This is a genomic window from Kumtagia ephedrae, from assembly GCF_003012745.1.
GTDB classification, from domain to species: domain Bacteria; phylum Pseudomonadota; class Alphaproteobacteria; order Rhizobiales; family Rhizobiaceae; genus Kumtagia; species Kumtagia ephedrae.
The window spans coordinates 1-2,368 of the sequence record NZ_PXYK01000063.1; the positions used below are offsets into that span (position 1 = coordinate 1).

The 2,368-nt window shown below is 66.4% G+C and carries 1 protein-coding gene; it reads right to left on the minus strand.

The window, feature by feature from the left end; all coding sequences use genetic code 11:
• Positions 1 to 164 precede the first annotated feature (164 nt).
• Positions 165 to 2,012: an LTA synthase family protein gene (locus C7I84_RS29225; protein ID WP_245428663.1), complete on the minus strand. Its 1,848-nt coding sequence runs from the start codon at positions 2,010 to 2,012 to the stop codon at positions 165 to 167.
• Between the last annotated feature and the right edge of the window lie 356 nt (positions 2,013 to 2,368).

A 2,368-nucleotide genomic window follows, 5' to 3' on the forward strand; every position in this document is an offset into this window, starting at 1 on the left:
CCGGTACACCGCGCCAGTCTGTTCATGCATGACCAATCACTCCAAAGGATGTGACCAGTCATGAATCACGGCAAACCGCGGCAGGAAATCAAAATCTCAATACGTTAACCTGAACTCGCTGCCGTGCGGAAACGACGGCGATCGCCTGGAAGGATGGTCCCGGCTCACCAGCCCACAGGCCGCGGTCCTCCGCTCTCCGGCGGCTTGGGGAAGAAGGCGGCGTCGCCGAAACGTTTTCCGAAGATGAGGTCGTACTGCAGGTAGCGGTAGTCGCGGATGAGCGGGTCGAGCTGCTCGCTGCGCGCCCAGTTCGGCGTCTCGGTGCCGGCCCGCGCCACCAGCATGTTGCGGTCGACGGCGAGGAAGCGGTCGTGCACGGCGCCGAGGAAGCCGGTGTAGTAGGGATGGCTGAAGCCGGCCGTCCGCATCAGGTGCAGCGGCAGGAAGGCCGGGCTGATCGAGCCGAGATCCTTGACCGCGCCGGTGCGGTTCGACCACAGCACCAGCGGCGTCTCGTGCTCCAGCGCCAGCGTCTCCAGCGGCGCGTTGCGGTCCGCCACGTAGCCCTTCATGAAGCCGGTCTCGACGAAGACCTGGCCGAGAGGCGGCAGGTGATCGCCGAAGAAGGCGATGATCGTCGGCCGCTGGCGCTTGCTCGCCCAGTCGATCAGCCGTGCCAGGCTCTCGTCGGCGTCGGCGATGCCGGTGGCAAAGGTGCGCAGCGCGCCGCGTGCCGCCTCGCTCATCGGCCCGTCGACCGCGATCCTGGAATCGGGATAGCGGTTCGGCTCGTAGGGGCCGTGGCCTTGCAGCGTGACGGCGAAATAGAAGAACGGCCGCACCGTCCATTCCGCCTCGCGGATGATGGCGTCGACGAATGCGGTGTCGGCGGCGAGCGGTCCGCGCTTTTCCAGCGGCGGCAGCGATTCCTCTGACAGGAAGCGATCGAAGCCGAAGGCGTGGTAGACGCTGGAGCGGTTCCAGAACCATCCGGCGAACGGATGGAAGGCGCGCGTGGAATAGCCCTCGCTCTTCAGGAACGTCGCCAGCGACGGCATCGGCGCGCGCACATATTGCTGGTAGGGTATGCTGCCATAGGGCAGGAAGGCGTTGGAGAAGCCGGTCAGCGCCTCGAACTCGACATTGGCGGTCATGCCGCCGAATTCCGGCGACAGCACATGGCCGGAGCCGAGCGCGCGCACGGTCGGCATCGGGTCGGGCGTCACCGTGGTGGCGGGCAGGCGGGTCGGATCCCAGAAGGATTCGCTCATCACCACGATGATGTCCGGCTTCTCGGCCGGCGCGGCGAGCGGCGCGGGCGCGGCGCCGGCGATGGCCTTGATCGCCTCTTCCGAATAGCCCTTCGGCGCCGCCACCTTGGCCATCGGCACGTTGAGCGCGAAGGCGATGGCGAAGCCGTTGCTGTTGTAGTTCTCTTTCTGGTCCCACATCACCGGCGAGATCTGCAGCCGGTCGCGGGCCCAGGAGAAGGTGGCGTAGTCCATCAGCGAGCCGAAGAACACCAGCGCCGGCAGCGCCACCGCCAGCCTGGACAGGCGCGCTCGGAAAGTCAGCCGCGGCGCCCGCCGCCGCCAGAACCGCCAGGCCACGATCAGCAGCACGATCGCCAGCACGGCGGCTGCCGCGAACGCCACGGCCGTACCGGGGCGCTGGCGCACCAGCAGCGGCAGCAGCTCGACGATCTGCCGGGCATAGAGGAAGTCGGTCGGATAGAGCGGGTCGCCGAGATAGAAGGCCTTCTGCTGACCGACGAAGGCGAGCCCGAGCGCCACCGGCGCGAGCAGGAACAGCGCGTGATACGGGCGCCCGAGCAGGGCGTCGAGGAACACGATCAGCAGCGCGAACAGCACGATCGTCGTCCAGCCCGGCCGGAACGGCTGCTGGAAGAACAACAGCGTCTGCTCGAGCGAGCCGCGGGCGGTCAGCTCGACGGCGAACACCAGCAGCGCCGCGATCAGCAGCAGGGCGGCGACCGATCCGCACAGCTTCATCGGGCCGCGCCGGACGGCCGGACGGACGCCCGATGCGGACGGCTTCGCCGGCTCGATGTTCGACTGGCCAGAACTCAAGGCACGCTTCCTCAATCGATGTCGCGACGCCTGTCGCTCATCCGTCATGGTAATGTCATCCAGTTTTCACAAAAATCCAGAGCTTTGGCCAAATTGCGGTACGGTTTGCGCGCCGGCGAAGGATTTCGGCAACAGCTTGGCCCCCGAATCGCCCCAGGGGAATCGCTTCAGGTTAATTCTGGGTCTGCCTGAGGAGGGTTTCGAGGTAGTGCTGATTGAGGTTTGCCTTTTTGCGTCTGACCTTGAGGCTGTGCTTGTCGTTTGCGGCGCGCACCATG

Bases quoted from the DNA above. Each gene is read 5' to 3' on its own strand.
- C7I84_RS29225 (WP_245428663.1), bottom strand. From the start codon at position 2,012: ATGAAGCTGTGCGGATCGGTCGCCGCCCTGCTGCTGATCGCGGCGCTG.